Source organism: Vibrio sp. 2304 (assembly GCF_033339475.1).
Lineage (GTDB): Bacteria > Pseudomonadota > Gammaproteobacteria > Enterobacterales > Vibrionaceae > Vibrio > Vibrio alginolyticus.
Window position 1 is genome coordinate 65,855 of the sequence record NZ_JAWOUQ010000007.1, and the last position, 14,416, is coordinate 80,270.

At 38.2% G+C, this 14,416-nt stretch carries 18 protein-coding genes; 14 read left to right on the forward strand and 4 right to left on the reverse strand.

Annotated elements, in window-relative coordinates; translation table 11 throughout:
• Window positions 1–132: 132 nt before the first annotated feature.
• Window positions 133–645, forward strand: coding sequence for a hypothetical protein (locus tag R7P64_RS15205; RefSeq protein WP_025634090.1), 513 nt, complete (start codon window positions 133–135; stop codon window positions 643–645).
• An 894-nt stretch (window positions 646–1,539) separates the two neighbouring features.
• Here R7P64_RS15205 and R7P64_RS15210 read toward each other — a convergent pair.
• Window positions 1,540–1,902: a hypothetical protein gene (locus R7P64_RS15210; protein ID WP_318123683.1), complete on the reverse strand. Its 363-nt coding sequence runs from the start codon at window positions 1,900–1,902 to the stop codon at window positions 1,540–1,542.
• A gap of 86 nt (window positions 1,903–1,988) precedes the next feature.
• The gene (locus tag R7P64_RS15215) at window positions 1,989–2,273 is read right to left on the reverse strand and encodes a hypothetical protein (protein ID WP_138058896.1); all 285 of its coding nucleotides are present in this window, start codon (window positions 2,271–2,273) and stop codon (window positions 1,989–1,991) included.
• 753 nt (window positions 2,274–3,026) lie between these two features.
• Here R7P64_RS15215 and R7P64_RS15220 point away from each other — a divergent pair.
• The 7 genes from R7P64_RS15220 to R7P64_RS15250 all read left to right on the forward strand — a co-directional run bounded on the left by R7P64_RS15220 (window position 3,027) and on the right by R7P64_RS15250 (window position 8,733).
• Window positions 3,027–3,575: a hypothetical protein gene (locus R7P64_RS15220; protein WP_025634097.1), complete on the forward strand. Its 549-nt coding sequence runs from the start codon at window positions 3,027–3,029 to the stop codon at window positions 3,573–3,575.
• An 11-nt stretch (window positions 3,576–3,586) separates the two neighbouring features.
• Complete coding sequence (locus R7P64_RS15225; protein WP_025634098.1) at window positions 3,587–3,925, forward strand: hypothetical protein; 339 nt, start codon at window positions 3,587–3,589, stop codon at window positions 3,923–3,925.
• Between the two features lie 11 nt (window positions 3,926–3,936).
• On the forward strand, window positions 3,937–5,274 hold the full coding sequence (locus tag R7P64_RS15230) for a hypothetical protein (protein WP_025634099.1): 1,338 nt from the start codon (window positions 3,937–3,939) through the stop codon (window positions 5,272–5,274).
• Between the two features lie 105 nt (window positions 5,275–5,379).
• Complete coding sequence (locus R7P64_RS15235) at window positions 5,380–5,697, forward strand: hypothetical protein (protein WP_025634101.1); 318 nt, start codon at window positions 5,380–5,382, stop codon at window positions 5,695–5,697.
• A gap of 260 nt (window positions 5,698–5,957) precedes the next feature.
• Window positions 5,958–6,605 (forward strand): hypothetical protein, encoded by a 648-nt coding sequence (locus tag R7P64_RS15240; protein ID WP_042776360.1) that lies wholly within the window; start codon window positions 5,958–5,960, stop codon window positions 6,603–6,605.
• A gap of 245 nt (window positions 6,606–6,850) precedes the next feature.
• Window positions 6,851–7,267, forward strand: coding sequence for a hypothetical protein (locus R7P64_RS15245; RefSeq protein ID WP_025634104.1), 417 nt, complete (start codon window positions 6,851–6,853; stop codon window positions 7,265–7,267).
• Window positions 7,268–7,575: 308 nt separating this feature from the next.
• Window positions 7,576–8,733: a tyrosine-type recombinase/integrase gene (locus tag R7P64_RS15250; RefSeq protein ID WP_213899644.1), complete on the forward strand. Its 1,158-nt coding sequence runs from the start codon at window positions 7,576–7,578 to the stop codon at window positions 8,731–8,733.
• Here R7P64_RS15250 and R7P64_RS15255 read toward each other — a convergent pair.
• On the reverse strand, window positions 8,730–9,452 hold the full coding sequence (locus R7P64_RS15255) for a hypothetical protein (protein WP_213899643.1): 723 nt from the start codon (window positions 9,450–9,452) through the stop codon (window positions 8,730–8,732). The genes R7P64_RS15250 and R7P64_RS15255 overlap by 4 nt on opposite strands.
• A 178-nt stretch (window positions 9,453–9,630) precedes the next feature.
• On the opposite strand from R7P64_RS15255, the gene R7P64_RS15260 reads away from it, so the two are divergent.
• Complete coding sequence (locus tag R7P64_RS15260) at window positions 9,631–9,993, forward strand: hypothetical protein (RefSeq protein ID WP_025634109.1); 363 nt, start codon at window positions 9,631–9,633, stop codon at window positions 9,991–9,993.
• 3 nt (window positions 9,994–9,996) lie between these two features.
• Window positions 9,997–10,434, forward strand: coding sequence for a hypothetical protein (locus tag R7P64_RS15265; protein ID WP_025634110.1), 438 nt, complete (start codon window positions 9,997–9,999; stop codon window positions 10,432–10,434).
• Here R7P64_RS15265 and R7P64_RS15270 read toward each other — a convergent pair.
• Window positions 10,431–10,922: a hypothetical protein gene (locus R7P64_RS15270; protein WP_213899642.1), complete on the reverse strand. Its 492-nt coding sequence runs from the start codon at window positions 10,920–10,922 to the stop codon at window positions 10,431–10,433. The two genes, R7P64_RS15265 and R7P64_RS15270, sit on opposite strands and share 4 nt — an antisense overlap.
• A gap of 344 nt (window positions 10,923–11,266) precedes the next feature.
• Between R7P64_RS15270 and R7P64_RS15275 the strand changes: the two genes are divergently transcribed.
• From R7P64_RS15275 to R7P64_RS15290, 4 genes are read left to right on the forward strand one after another with little or no spacing between them, the layout of a single operon-like run.
• On the forward strand, window positions 11,267–11,791 hold the full coding sequence (locus R7P64_RS15275) for a J domain-containing protein (RefSeq protein ID WP_213899641.1): 525 nt from the start codon (window positions 11,267–11,269) through the stop codon (window positions 11,789–11,791).
• On the forward strand, window positions 11,778–12,302 hold the full coding sequence (locus R7P64_RS15280; protein ID WP_025634114.1) for a DotD/TraH family lipoprotein: 525 nt from the start codon (window positions 11,778–11,780) through the stop codon (window positions 12,300–12,302). Before R7P64_RS15275 ends, R7P64_RS15280 begins: the two co-directional genes overlap by 14 nt.
• The gene (locus tag R7P64_RS15285) at window positions 12,299–13,228 is read left to right on the forward strand and encodes a type IV secretory system conjugative DNA transfer family protein (RefSeq protein WP_025634116.1); all 930 of its coding nucleotides are present in this window, start codon (window positions 12,299–12,301) and stop codon (window positions 13,226–13,228) included. Before R7P64_RS15280 ends, R7P64_RS15285 begins: the two co-directional genes overlap by 4 nt.
• 8 nt (window positions 13,229–13,236) lie before the next feature.
• On the forward strand, window positions 13,237–14,379 hold the full coding sequence (locus tag R7P64_RS15290; RefSeq protein ID WP_025634117.1) for an ATPase, T2SS/T4P/T4SS family: 1,143 nt from the start codon (window positions 13,237–13,239) through the stop codon (window positions 14,377–14,379).
• Window positions 14,380–14,416: the final 37 nt, after the last annotated feature.

The window sequence follows — 14,416 nt, forward strand, 5'->3', positions numbered from 1 at the left end:
TTTGTCGTTTTTGGACGGAAAATCCCTAGAACCCCATCAACCAAAGTTAAAGGCTAAGGTCATTTTCGGGGGGATGGGCGCAAAACCCCTTGTTAGGTGGAGAAAATATGACCCAAACGAAAAAAAATTATTATGGACAAATCAGAACATTGTAAAGAAGTTTACGCATATTACGGTTTAGCGATGTATCGTGCTCAATGTGTGGAGCAATCGATTATTCAGTTGCTCATCTTTTGTGATTTATACGAAAGAGAGGCAAAGTCTAAGCACACCCAAGAGGAGTGGGAGGCTAAGTTTGATAGCTTTGATCAGGAAGTTAGTGATAAGACGATGGGTAGACTAATAGGACATCTAAAATCTTTAAACGTACTTCAAGCGACTACAGAATCGTTGCTAGCTAAGGCACTCAAGGAACGTAACTTCTTGGCTCATAGTTATTTCCAAGCTAAAGCTATGGATTTTATGAACGCGTCTGGGCGTAATAAGATGATTACAGGGTTGGAAAAATCAATAGAGTTGTTCAATGAGGTTGAGGACATCCTAAACCCAATCACAATGACTGTCGCAGCAAAGTATGGGTTAACCGAGGAAGTTATTGCAAATATTCAAAAACAGGCTCTGGAAGATGCGAAAACCGACCTTTAACAAACGACTATGGCGTCAATAACTAATTTTTAGCTATGTTCTAATCCTACATGATGCATCTCTTAGCATATCACAACCATCTTGCGAACACATGCAATAATAGCAAGCGTTTAAGGTTTCAAGATGCTTTTTCTAATCTGACAAAAACGTTTTAATACACAGCTCTAAAACATTTTTGTCCAGATACGTGTTCCAGCGGATGGTCAGACAACCAGTATGATACTTTTATAGTCAATTGTTGTGAGATTGAAACATGGTAGTACCAATTGGTATGAATCTTTATTTATGTCAGCGTGACATTTAGAACGGTACTGACAGGCTTACTTGAACATTTAGTATGAAACTTTATTTCTCTCCCAAATCTACGGGGACTTCAAACCATAAATATACACGGTATCCACCACCTAAACTACACCACAAGCCGCTGTTACGACACCAATAACCTTAACTACCTCACTCGCTTTAACTCGAATGAAGCGAGCTTCGCTCGCAAAGAATCAAGCTCCCTTTCGCGTCTTCGACGCTAACGAATAAGGGCTTCGCCCTAAATATTTCTACTCCTTGGTGGCTTCGCCACTGCTAAGACCCCCTGGAAAAAAGTTTGGCGTAGCCAAACATAGATATGGATAGATAAAGATAGAAATAAATCGATATGAATAGTATTTACCAATCTAAGAAGCGGCGAAGCCGCTGGTTCTCCCAGGGGGGAGAATGCTCAAGAGGCGGCGAAGCCGACCTTATAGTTACAGCACGTGCGGATGGAGCGAAGCGGTGGGGGAGAGGCACCAATGAGTACCTTAAAGTGTGGTGGATACCGTGTATAGTTGACTAATTTTTGTTCGATAGTGGTTCAAATGAGGTCCGATTTAGACCTCAATATTTGAAAACGAAGTATTAAGTCAAAGCTGATAATGGCCAAGCAAATGTACTCAAGGAGTTGTCTGACTCTTTGATTTTCTCCACAAGGTCATCCGCTCCGACTTCAATACCACATTCATACAGTCCATAAACCTCTTTTACAAAGAAAGGTTCGTCCGAACTAGTATCCTTTACCATTTTTCGATTAAGGCATTCATTAATAAATGTTCTAGAGACATGTAAGTTCTCAGGATGTTGCCTGTTCCAGGTATCGATCGTATGCATTCTGGAATCTTTGATATGAGCGAGGTGCTGACTAATTTTTCCTCCAATTATCGACACTATGACAGTAATCGAAAACAATATTACTTTTAGACTAAGACGGATCGCAGATTTCATGCAGTATTCCTATTATAGAGGGGGATTTATTCTGATTTGGTGCTTAACGAGGTTGTTTGTGAAAGCTCTATCAAGTTGTAGTTAGGTCATGACATAAAAGGAACACCAGCCTTTTCTAGGTCTTGCCATGTAAGGGGGGCGTTCTTCACTGTACGGGGTGTTTCAAAGTGAACATTTTCGGCTTCTGAAATAAACATTCCTCTATCAGGATTTAAAAGATCCATGATTAAAGTGCCATCGGGATGGACAATAAACTCCAATTGATATCCCTCCGGTACATTTGGCCATTTATAATCCTCAGGAATGATGCCTTTAAGCCTTTGCGAGACAATGGAGACTGTCAAAACTTCATCTTTATCAATTTTTATCATATCAATCATACTCTTCGTTAATATTTGTACCAAAGCTCATATGGAAACTAAGTTGATCAAATTATCAACTAGCTCAGCATGAGGTTTTCCTAACATACGTATAAAAATATATGGTAACATTAGTATTGTTTTTTATACGCGAATGACATCTATTATTCAATGTTTAGTCTAGACTGCCTAAGAATGGTTGAGGAAAAGCTAATGTTTAGAACAAAGTATTTACTGATAGCACTATCTTGTACTGCTTTGATTTGCCTGATTTTCTTTAATAGCGGAGCATACAAAGACAATTTCGAGGTGGTGGCCAAGGTATGTGGTCTACTATCACTAGCTAGCTGGCTAGAACGTACAAAGCAGATATAACAGATAGTCGTCATGTGGCCAAAACCTATACATCCATATCTACTTAAAAAGCATGCGTACAGGTGTGCTCTAGATCCATATCGACACACGTTGATGACACTCCAGAACTATGACGACCTGATAAACCTAGATCTGCAGGTGCTTGATACTCTATATCAACTAGAACATTTGATAGTCAGTCATTTAGAAAAAATGACAAACCATCATATTAACTCAATTACTAGTGGTAAGTACCTTTTCGGCTTGAAACTAATAGAGGCGGCTATACACAGACTTCCAGTACCGACATTCGAAAATATTGAACTGACATCGCGATCAGATAACGGCGTAAGACAAATCCTCGCGATAAAAGTGTTGTAACTGAGAATATTTGAACTAGGAGACTCAAGATTGGAAAGCGCAGTAACTAAAACAAGATGTACTGCTAAGCGCAATACATCAACGAACATCGAAAGGGCATGCTCTGCTAGTTTAGAAGAATTACTTTCAACCTATAAATTAATTGAAAGTATGGGAAGGTATGATCCTCTCTGGATCTCTTTCGAAAGAAACAGAATTGAACAAATTTGCAAAGTTAAAGAATGGACTAGGGTTGGTTTAAAAGAGCTCAATTGTATTTTGTCTTTGAAAGATATGATTAAGCTCGCCAAGAAAGAACCTAACCTAACACCACTACTTGACAGGTTATCAGGGTGTTATCGCGTTAGAAGTACCAATACTTACATGGTAAGTACCTCAAGCGAACTCGATTTGTTGAAGATTGAATTTACAGCAGCAGCACGATTTACTGTCGCAAGTTGGATGTACATTGCATTTTCTACCCATTTTGAGGACGGAGTTGAGCTAGGTTGGTCAACCATTGATGCAATATTCGAATCTCAATCACTCCCTTCAACACATCCAGACACATGGACAATGGACAATTTCTTATACATCTAGGAGGTAATAATATGATGCATTACAAAGACTCTGTATTTTCACCAGAATGGGGGCAGTTCACCAGAAGAATAGTTATATTGGCATTTTCTCTAACAATTGTAGGTTTAGCTGCATGGCGATTCTCTCAATTAGAGTCTTTTAATCTGCTTTATATAGTAATTCTTCTTCTTGGTATCCTTATCCAGGGGCTATACCCAATTTATGCTGAACGCAAAGAATTGAGACGCAAGCTTTACAGAAGACACTTGAGTACACTTAATATTGATATTCTCGAGAAGTATTTAAATCAAGCTGAAAGCGATATAGAACGAGATTTGATAGAAGACACCATTTCCACAATACGTTATTGATTGGTGATTGAATGGATATCAAATTCGACACTACTGAAATCTATCACGAGAATCGACACCAAAACCTTATGCGTATAGTCAACCAAGACTACAACCGTAAGATTCAGAACTTATGTAGACATTTAGATATGCCTCACTTGGCCAGTTATCTCAGCCACAGATCCAAGCCTCAGAAGAACATCAGTCACAGACTAGCTAGAAACATAGAAACAAAGCTCGGTATGCCTATTGGACAACTTGATGAGGCCATTTCTACCATAAATGTAGACCCAACAATTGATGATAACCTCCCAATTGACAAGCTTGCCAGATCTAGGAATTTAGAGATCCTATTGACCCTTATAGGGAATGGCAATATTAGCAAATTGAACTCAGAGCTAGGTTGTCATTTGAACAATCATTTAGGGCCCAATAAATCCCGTATGCTAGGAAAAAAGTTAGCAACCAGAATTGAAACTAAACTAGGGCTACGCCCTGGCACCATGAGCGTGAAATGTACTTTCAATGATTTTCTACCATATTTAAACAGGGACCAATTGACTAGGCATATCGAGTCTAAACAAGAAGAGTATGATGAACGAATGTCAAAACGTAGAATAATAATTGAACAAAGGAATGATATCGTGAGCCAGATGTTGAAGAAGATAGCCAGCTTTCTGGAAGGCAGTGGTACACATGAAATATTAGAGGATTCTGATATTAGAAAGGTGTATATCCCTGTGCCAAACCACAAAAATGAACTCCCAATATTAGTTAGCTGCGAAACTAAGCCATCAAACAGATTCTTAATTTTATGCTCTAAAGGTATGACAGAGCGACACGATAAACTCACAAACATGATTTTAAGCGATAGGGATAAGTTTGAAACAGATGTCGGTGAAATGGACCATTATCCAAAAATCGCTGTAATAAACGCCTATGACCGAGAGTTGGCGATGCCATCGTTGAATAACCCAGAAATTACATTAATTATTAAAAAGGCTTTGTATCAGCTCAGTAACTTGACAGACGACTATTTGCTAGCAAAGTTTAAGTTAAAAACAGTATATAACGAACTAGTAACCGCACAACTCCAATACGTAAAGTCATTCAGTTCTGTGCAAATCATTAAAACAAAGGAGCTGTTACATCGAGGTTTTTCAATACCCAATATTAAGTTGCGTGGAACAAGGGAACTTAGCCACTCTTTACTAGTACCAGTTAGCAATAGCAAAGATACCTTAAGAGAAGTACGGGAGTTTGCAAAAGGAAGTGGTACTGACTTCGTATTGCCCATCTGTATAAATAATGGCAATGTGGTGTCAGACCAATTTGTGCCTACCAAGACCTGGCTGGCCAGCCACATATAGATACAAGCTTGATCATAACCATATAAAAACAAAAGATAATTGATACATACTTGGTAACATCTTAGTATGTGTCAATATGGTTTTTTTTTACGCAAAGTAGGAAGTATGTTGTTCTTTCTTGAAAAATTGGGGATCAAGGCAGCGATGCACTGTCGGCTCGTGAATGGTAATCAAGAGCATTTATTATGGGGGCTGGATTGGAACTCGAAAAGAGCACTACTTGAGTCAAAAAATCGCTGGTTTTGGCTACCTTTACAAAATGTAGAAATATCGAATGTTACAAACATAGTCGATAAACTTTCGGAGTTTTACGCTTCACATGATGAAAAGATATTAGGTGTAAATTGGCTTGAAGGCACACTATTGATATCTAAAGATACTCACTTGGATTGGGTTACCGAAGAAGATCTCGAGCTTCCTTAAATCATAACCTAACTGTTTAAAGAAGGATTAATTTATGGCCACTGTTGCAGCATTACCTTTCCCTCAACTACCTGAGTTTTTTTCATTTTTCGCAACAAACCCCTACGGAATAGTAATTAGTTTACTATTAGGATTGATCATTAGTGGCGTTGTGTTGAGAGGACTAGTTGATCTGTTTAGAGGTCAACAAAAGTAATAGCTCAATTTTGTTTAGTTTTTAGATAATACAATTTAAGACTTATAACCTGATGAGAAGCGGCATGTTAGAAAGAACAATGGAAAGAGAGCTCATCTTTCATGGTACACGAGCTAAGGAGTTTGATAAATTTGAGTTAGGCATGCTAGGTACAGGCGAAGGCTGTAATGATGCTAATGGATTTTACTTCGTTTCTAATCTGAAAGGAGCATGCTATCACGCTGACTATAAAGCGAGGCAGGTAGGTAAACCTACCGTATATGTGTGCGCAATAAAGGAACAAGCTAAAGTAGTAACTATTGGTAAATCCATTTCTATGCACCCCAAATATCTACAGCAACATTGGGATAAATTACCAGTGTGGATATCAACTAAGAGGGGTAAAGAATGGTACTCAGAACTTGCAAAACCACCTGAAAATCGAATACACAATGACCTAATTGATTTGAATGAACGGAAACGTTGTCATATTTTGCGTGAAAACGGTATCGATATCTTAAAGGATTTTGAGAGTGGCCAATTTGTAGACGGTGGGTATCATGGCCGTTCTCATTTAGTGTTAAATCCAGACTCTATTGATATAATTGAGACTTTAAATGTAGAAGAAATATATGATGAAATATCTGGGAGACCCAAATTTTACCACCTCCGTAAAGAGCCTTGTATATTTGGTAAATCAAATATTTTAAGCCGACTTTGCGAGTATGACTGAGTATATTTTGACCCGTTTAAATCTTTCAGATATTAAGTTTAACATAGACATTGTTCTAGCATACCCAGGTTAAATATCAAATTGAAAGGGCTGGTGGGTGTTTTATAACCAGCCTTTTTAATGAACAATAAATATTTAAAACTAGATATAACTAGTCATGAAATACAATTATTGTATTTCATGCATTGAATATTCCAAAACAATCCCCACCTTAATACTAATACTAACAATAAAACGGATATAATATGTTCGACTCACTTAAAAGCACCTTTCCCTGGTCTATTATAGCTATCGTTGCTGTATCTGGCTCTGGAGTCGTCGGTGCAAAACTATACAAAGAATATCTCAAAACTACCGGGCCAGCAGTTGTTCAAGGCATTTCCGACAACGAAGCGTACAAAGACTTTGTTGACTGCCTGACGGTGGTAGATTTAGAGCGTTCTAGCTTAATGGAAAAATGCGACAGTTTCTATTTAGAATACCTACCAGCTAAAACAGATCCGAGTTACAAGAAGAAGATCATAGAAGTTCAACAGCTAAAGCCAGAGTGGATTGAACAAACCTACCAGAAATTAACTTGGTTACGATCTGACTATGGACTTCCTGATTATCCACCACTGGAAGACTTATCCAATGGTCAATTGACTTCAGTAAGCAACTGATTTCAAACCTAACAGCACAAGGCAACTTTAAATGTTGCCTTTTTTTTATCTATATTCAAGTAATATTCCCTTACGCAGTCTAGCAGACTATGTAGAACCATGGGTTATTATGTGGGTTTTACTTTAGTACCTCGCTTTGTTTTCGTTAAGCTAATCTTCGAATAATTCATATAAACTCAACAAACAAATAGCACTGTATAAATAGACATGATTATAAAGTGTAGTATAATTTGAGTTATATTACACTTTTTGGCCGTTAAGGTTAGCGTTACAGGTGACAGCGTAACACTTTATTTTTGGAGGTGAACGTGGAGATTACTAAGCAAAATTTACCAATTCCTGCATCCGGATTAGAAAAGATTAAGGCATTAGAACTAGGCAATAACAAAGAAAAAGAAAATCTTTCACGATTTAAAATCCCTTTGCCTGAACTTGACGGTGCAATTGACCCTGATCACCCAAACCTAAAGACAATTCTAGATAACATGGCCATATTCGAGGCTACACGTGGTGGTTTTTCGAAGGCAACACAAAAAAACATGTTTTCCGCTGTTCGCTCTTGGATAAGATTTACTGAGTATATTGAATTAGCCTACGCATTTCCTATACATCCAAGAATGTTTTACTACTGGATACTACACCTTAAAAATGAACAGAAAGTGTCTTATGCGACACTAATGAGCCGAAAGAACCTCATAGCCATATTTTTGAATCAACTAGGATTCGCCAACGTTACTGAAGACAAGCTTATAAAAGACTTTTTCAGGGGTGTAAAAAAGGATATGGCAGAATCTGATTTATCAAAGGTAGAGCAAAAAGTTGCTTCACCATTCAGAGCAAGCGATTTGAACAGGCAGATCGAAATAGTTGGGACACTTGAACAAGCTGGGCCAAAGCTTTTCAAAGACCTAGCATACATGACCATTGCATACTCTACTGCTCTTCGTGAAGAAGAGATCTTTACTTTAAAACGTAAAAACGTCATCATTTCTAGTGACACTGTCACTATAGTGAGGACAAAATCTAAGACATCTGCAGCGCCACCCAAAAAGTCTATCATTGGCAGGTATGCAGGGATCGTAAAGAAATATATTGAACTTGTAGAAAATGGAGTAGAGCTTTACAACCATGTAACCCCTTCAAGACCAGTCGAAGATCAGGAATATTATATTTTTGGTTGGATTCTGAAGAATGGACAGCTTAAGGACCCATTAAAACCTATGAATGGTGTATCCGTACTTAGATTGTTCCGAAAAGCATATGAACGACAAAGTGTATTTAATGGTCGTTGTTGGTCAGGGCATTCGGCACGTTGTGGAGCGGTAGTTGATGGGCATGTCGTTCATAAGATGAATGCAGTCGACCTTATGTCTATTGGTGATTGGACAAATATGGGTACTGTTAAAAGATATCTGAGAGCTACTGGTCACCTAGAAGCTTCTAATATCGAACTACAAAAACACTAAATCAAAGCTACCTGACGCAGAATTCGTTCTTGGTCCAAATCTGGAAACGCAGTAGCGAAGTAGTGTTTTGTAGCCACTTCTAATTGGGCCATAAACTTTATCTTTTGGGCGATGTTTCCTGTAAGGCTTATTGTTTTACCGGAGATGATTGTGCTTACATAAATCGAGCTCTCTTTAAATCCTATAGACAATGGCCCAGTTTGTTGTTGGTGAAACTTTAACTTGAAATCAAGGCATTTAAGGTTTTGAAGAAATAGGGAATAAGCTTGAATAAGTTCAGTGTGAGAAAAGGCAACTGAGATTTTGTTGTTCCAATCACTTGAGCGACCGTTATGTTCTGGGCAAATGTCTACAACAATTGAAATTAGGTTGTTAGCTATGTTTCCTAATCGAATCACCGCTGCACAATTTAATGACTTGTTATAGAGATTAATTTGACTATTTGGGTGGAAGTAAGCGTTTGATTTTGTGGCAGAAGGTTGCACTGATTGTGACTTGCCGCCAACTTCAGATAGACGAACGTCCTGCTTTTGTTGATTAAAGGCGTTCAAACAGACATCATTGCTTTGCAAAGTTGTACTTTGTGGGCTTAGGTGTTTATCGTGTACATTAACAATTCGATCTGAGGTTTTTTCTGATACTACATCCTGATGATTCAGATCATCTGTTATGTCAGAAAACTCGTTGTCTGGTTGAAATTCCCATGAATTTACACTCATATCGCCCCCAAAGTAGTACGTTAGTTGTCAAAAAAATGGCAAATACCCTTGTTTATGTATATCTTATATTGATACATAAGCAAGATTTATAAAGACTGGATTGGTTCCTGGTGAAGCAAAGAGGAGTTACCTTTGCCATCAATAGAACCGATGGGCACAAGCTTAAAACAAAAAATATATGAACCCAATCTCTCTAAAGACATTACCAAATTTTACAAGCTATGTGCTTTCTATTTCAGAGTACTTGCTCTTAAATGTTCTTGAAAATGACAAGAAAATCATAAAGAAAATTCAAAGCGGTGATGAGCTACCTCTACCTGAAATTAAAAACTCTTTAGATCAACGATTTGAAGATCTAAAGTTAGAAATATTTGACTATGAAATCCTTAAGTCAATCGCTATGAATTATCCTCATGACCACTACGCTGAAAAAATCGTGTCTTGTAACTATGACTATCATATGACAATGACCTGGTTCAAGAAGGCTATTCTTCAGTCATCTGTTAGACCACTTGCCTTTGCACAGCTTGAGTTAGGCTAAAAAATGGATTTAGAAAAACTCAAAGTGTCAGTTGAAAAGTTCTCAAGTCAGAACTTTCAAAAACAACAAGATATTCTCCAACTACAAAATAGAATGATCGGCACCATTCTACAAATCAGACTAAGTGCAATACCACCAGCTCGAAGAAGTGAATTCGATAATACCAGTTTTACAAATTTGCCAAGTTTGCTAACAAAATGGCAAGTTAATCCAAATGCTGTACAAGATATCAATTTCTTTCTGAATGAATTTGAGACAAAGTTTGGCAGGAGATTTGACCATATTAGCTTGAAGAGTGTTGAGAAAGCTAATGTACTTGAACCTAGTCAACAAACAATAAATCAGAGGCTAGAATCTTGTATAACTGGACCAGTAAATGAAAAGGACGCCATTGGTATCAAACAACAGCGTCCTGATAATGACTTCGACTTTTCTCGCTAGTAGAGCCCTTCCATAAATGCCTCATCATCAAGACATGCTCTTTCAATTTCCAAGAACTCTTCCATTTTACGTAAGTAATAGGACTGCTCTTCGAAAGTGATTTCATCAAACAAAAATTGATATCCGCTCATAGGTGTAGATGAAACTATCTTAGAGAGAAAGTGCTTTGACTGTTTAGTAAAGCCAGGAGAAACAATAAGCGCCGAAACATTGTTGGCTCTAATTGTTAGAAGTTGAGTTTGGCTAATAATTTCATGTTCTGCGTCTAGCCAACCTCGAGCTACCTTTAACTTTTTCTCTAAAAGCCTAGCGCTAGGGTCTGAAACATAGCTTTCTTTTGAATTAAGCCTAACGTCACGATGATTAATACCTAACCGTGAAACTAATTCAAGATTAGCCTCACGATTGATTAAATATGCCGCACCACCTTCATTCTGTTTTGTAGCGAATATGTCGGAGAACAGTTCGCTGTAATGATTCTTATCCATTAATACTTTCTTATTTTTGAGAATAGACGCAAATAATCATGTGACTTGTATCTAAACATTAACTGCCGTTATGTCTAATTTTCACCCATGAAGAGTGAAACTTAAATAAATTTTCATCATTTGTTGCATATGTGTGAGCTATATCCCTATTTGTAGGTCGCATTACGCAAATATTTCTACAATTTGTTGAGTAATTAGTCTATTGAACCGATATCACTTCTGAGACTAGCAAATTTAAACTAACATTTGACTCAATAATAAGCCTATGCTAGCAGCTTTCGCTATTGTATTTTAGACAAAAATGGCATAGATTTATGCTATTATTTGCTATTAGACATCTTATTGTGTTCGAACTAATTAAAGAAAAAATATTGGGTTTGGCTTCCATACTCATCACTTCTTTCGCTGCTACATATTATTTGTCCGCGAGTTATACATTCGGTGTTTTCACGAGTGCCTTATTTGGCATCGCATATTTGTACTTTATGCAACGGCAACAACAACAATCGGTTAGAAGAAAGGAAGCACAAGCGAAGATACGTGGGTTTGGTTATACAAACTCAATTTCCTCTCAGATAGAAAGACCCTCTAATGCCAGTAGATCTCACAGTTCTCCGACTCTGAATGAACAAAACCCATTTAACTTCTCTGAAGAAGAAGTTCAGGCTTTCAAATTATTAGGGCTACCTATTACGTCCCTCAATATTTCTGAAATCAAGAAAGCCTTCCATCAAAAAGTTAGGTATTACCACCCAGACATTAACCAAAACATCAGTACGGATGAATCAATCATCACTGTTTCAAATCTGAATACAGCTAAAACACTTTGCATCAATGCAACGAAGAGGAAACAAAATGAACGTCTTTAAGCTTTCTAGCATAGCATTCGCTTCTACTCTACTTCTTGGGTGCGCAACTAATGAAGTCAAAGATTTAAGGCACTTAGAAAAGAGCCCTGAAGAAAGGGCTTTTGGCGATCTTGAGCCATATGCAGTTGAAATGCTTGACGAGCTCCGATTGTTAGCAAAAACGAGAAGTGCACATGCACAAGCACTTAAAGGCCCTGAGCAGAGAAGGCAGGAGCGCATGCTCTCTACAATGGTGTTACCTGGTTTTGAAAAGGTTGTTGACTGGAATTGTGATTGTGAAGTCGAAACTGCCGTAAAAGGTATTGCTGAGACAGTAGGTTATGGTTCTGATCGAGTATTTACTTATGGCCAAAAACCACCTGGTGGCGTGTTTGTAAGTATTAAACTGAAGGATCAACCAATAAACGACGCAATAAAGATTATTGACTCTGAAAAGGGTGCCCAGGTAGACATCATGGTCGATAACCGACTTAAGACGATTGTCGTTAAATACTTGGAGACAAAAGCGTGAGAACCAATACTGCTATTTGTTTAATTGCTAGTCTATTTTTCAGTGTTACCACTTTGGCAGATGAATCTAAGCGCACCTATTACAGCTTAAGTGAACTAAAAGATGTAAAGGTTAGACAACAACTAGTAAGCGATGGTGAAGAGGCACTCAGAATTGAGTCGATCCGCGAAAGAGCTGAAGAAGTTGGCAGTGCGAATGGTTATATAGCTACGATGGAGCGCTTAACAGATGTAGTGGATAGCAAGTCTCACCTCTTTGACCGCTTGCTACCTTTCGAGCATCTCATTAACGCTTCTGCAAATCTAAGTTCAGGTGAAGCCAAGTACCTTCGTCCAGGTATGGTAGACAAAGTAGAAGCTCATGCCGCGATAACGCGAGACACAAAAGCTACGATTATCAGGACCGATAATCTTGTCTATCGATTGAGAGAACAACCTAAGCCTGTGTTGAGGAAACCGCATTGGTCTGACTATCTCTACGACAAAAATTCACTTACGCCGACCACATTAATTGACGAACTTTTACCTAGAAATTCAGAAGAATTGGAGATCTTCAACTCAGCTCTTGATGAGGGATGGGCCATGGGCTCAGAACAAGCAATTGCTGAGATGAGAACTCGTGTAATTAATGCTTTTATTGACGCAACAGCCATGATCCGTTACGTGAATTTAGTTGAGTCCGGATATATAGAAAAGCCAGATATGATTATTGAAAATGTAGGAATTACGGTACAAGGAGACCAATTAGGTTTAGGCACTCAGTTCATATCTTTGAGTGGTGAGGCAGTTTGGCAGACAAACTCTGATCTCTATTCTTCACCAGTAATAAAAGACCCTAGGGGCTCTGTACGTAGGGATGCTGTTTCTAAAGTAGAAACTGAAGGCCTTACTCACGACCAAATTAAATCCATTCTCGTTGAAGAGTGACACCTACCATGAATGATATTCCATTAATACCTGTTTCAAGCGAAATGACACAAGTAGATATCGAAACTGTCATATGGAAAGCAATTGAGTACGGTGCTTCAGACATTTTAATAGACTGTAACTATCGAATCAGAATCGATGTAAACGGGCAAATCAGGGAAATCACTGATAAACAAATGCAACCTAACGCATGCCGTAATATTCTTGAATATATGCTCGGCACCAAAAAATCGCTGATTAACAATGTTAATGCAGCTACTCCTACGTTTTTTGCATTCGTTACCAAAAACCCCAATGATCAATCTCAGATTAGGAGTTTCCGCATTGCAGCTATTACCTCAAGGTCACTTGAATATGGAAAGACCTATAAGATGGTTGGTAGGTTGAACCCTAAAACACCAAAGGACGCAGAATCTTTGGGTATAGAGCCGGAGCTAGTCAATCTTGTAAAGCATAACCGTAAAGGTATTCTTATGTTTGTGGGAGGGGTAGGCACAGGCAAAACAACTACTATGGCCGGAATTGTAACTTCAGTGCTAAAAACTCCCAGCCTTGGTAAGCATATCTTAGTTTTTGAGGACCCACCTGAAATTAATTATGAGGGAGTAAAGATTGCTCCTGGTAACAGTATTTCAGTTCATGAAGTAGGTTCAGTTGAAACAGACTCCGATGTTCAAAGTTTTAATCAAGGCCTTGAAGCTGCTCTTCGTCTTCGTCCAGATATCATCGTTCAGGGCGAAATACGAAGTAAAGAATCAATCGAAAACGCATTTAACGCTTCTAACACTGGCAACTTCTTGATGGCTACAATACATGCAAACTCTTGCGAGACAGCGATGAGCCGCATCTACAATATGATAGATGGAGAAAATAAGCTGGCTGTATTAGCTGGTTTTATTAGTCAACTCTCTGGCATTGTCGCTCAGATACTAGTTAGAACTCTCGACGGTGAAAGGATTGCTGTTAGAGAAACCCTATATCTAACTGAAGAAATCAGAGAAGAAATGCTGAAGTGTAAATCTGACACAGAGATATCTGTAGTAGTAAGAAGGCACCTAAAGGAACAAGAGCTTACCTTTTCTCAACAAATCGCAAACCTATATCACAACAGTGAAATTGGGCCAGAATATCTCCTTATGGAATCAGAATAATGGAATATAAACCGAAGCTGGATAGAAAAGCGGTACA

Bases quoted from the DNA above. Each gene is read 5' to 3' on its own strand.
- R7P64_RS15225 (WP_025634098.1), top strand. From the start codon at position 3,587: ATGATGCATTACAAAGACTCTGTATTTTCACCAGAATGGGGGCAGTTC.
- R7P64_RS15230 (WP_025634099.1), top strand. From the start codon at position 3,937: ATGGATATCAAATTCGACACTACTGAAATCTATCACGAGAATCGACAC.
- R7P64_RS15235 (WP_025634101.1), top strand. From the start codon at position 5,380: ATGTTGTTCTTTCTTGAAAAATTGGGGATCAAGGCAGCGATGCACTGT.
- R7P64_RS15290 (WP_025634117.1), top strand. From the start codon at position 13,237: ATGAATGATATTCCATTAATACCTGTTTCAAGCGAAATGACACAAGTA.
- R7P64_RS15210 (WP_318123683.1), bottom strand. From the start codon at position 1,902: ATGAAATCTGCGATCCGTCTTAGTCTAAAAGTAATATTGTTTTCGATT.
- R7P64_RS15205 (WP_025634090.1), top strand. From the start codon at position 133: ATGGACAAATCAGAACATTGTAAAGAAGTTTACGCATATTACGGTTTA.
- R7P64_RS15245 (WP_025634104.1), top strand. From the start codon at position 6,851: ATGTTCGACTCACTTAAAAGCACCTTTCCCTGGTCTATTATAGCTATC.
- R7P64_RS15240 (WP_042776360.1), top strand. From the start codon at position 5,958: ATGTTAGAAAGAACAATGGAAAGAGAGCTCATCTTTCATGGTACACGA.
- R7P64_RS15260 (WP_025634109.1), top strand. From the start codon at position 9,631: ATGAACCCAATCTCTCTAAAGACATTACCAAATTTTACAAGCTATGTG.
- R7P64_RS15270 (WP_213899642.1), bottom strand. From the start codon at position 10,922: ATGGATAAGAATCATTACAGCGAACTGTTCTCCGACATATTCGCTACA.
- R7P64_RS15280 (WP_025634114.1), top strand. From the start codon at position 11,778: ATGAACGTCTTTAAGCTTTCTAGCATAGCATTCGCTTCTACTCTACTT.
- R7P64_RS15255 (WP_213899643.1), bottom strand. From the start codon at position 9,452: ATGAGTGTAAATTCATGGGAATTTCAACCAGACAACGAGTTTTCTGAC.
- R7P64_RS15265 (WP_025634110.1), top strand. From the start codon at position 9,997: ATGGATTTAGAAAAACTCAAAGTGTCAGTTGAAAAGTTCTCAAGTCAG.
- R7P64_RS15215 (WP_138058896.1), bottom strand. From the start codon at position 2,273: ATGATAAAAATTGATAAAGATGAAGTTTTGACAGTCTCCATTGTCTCG.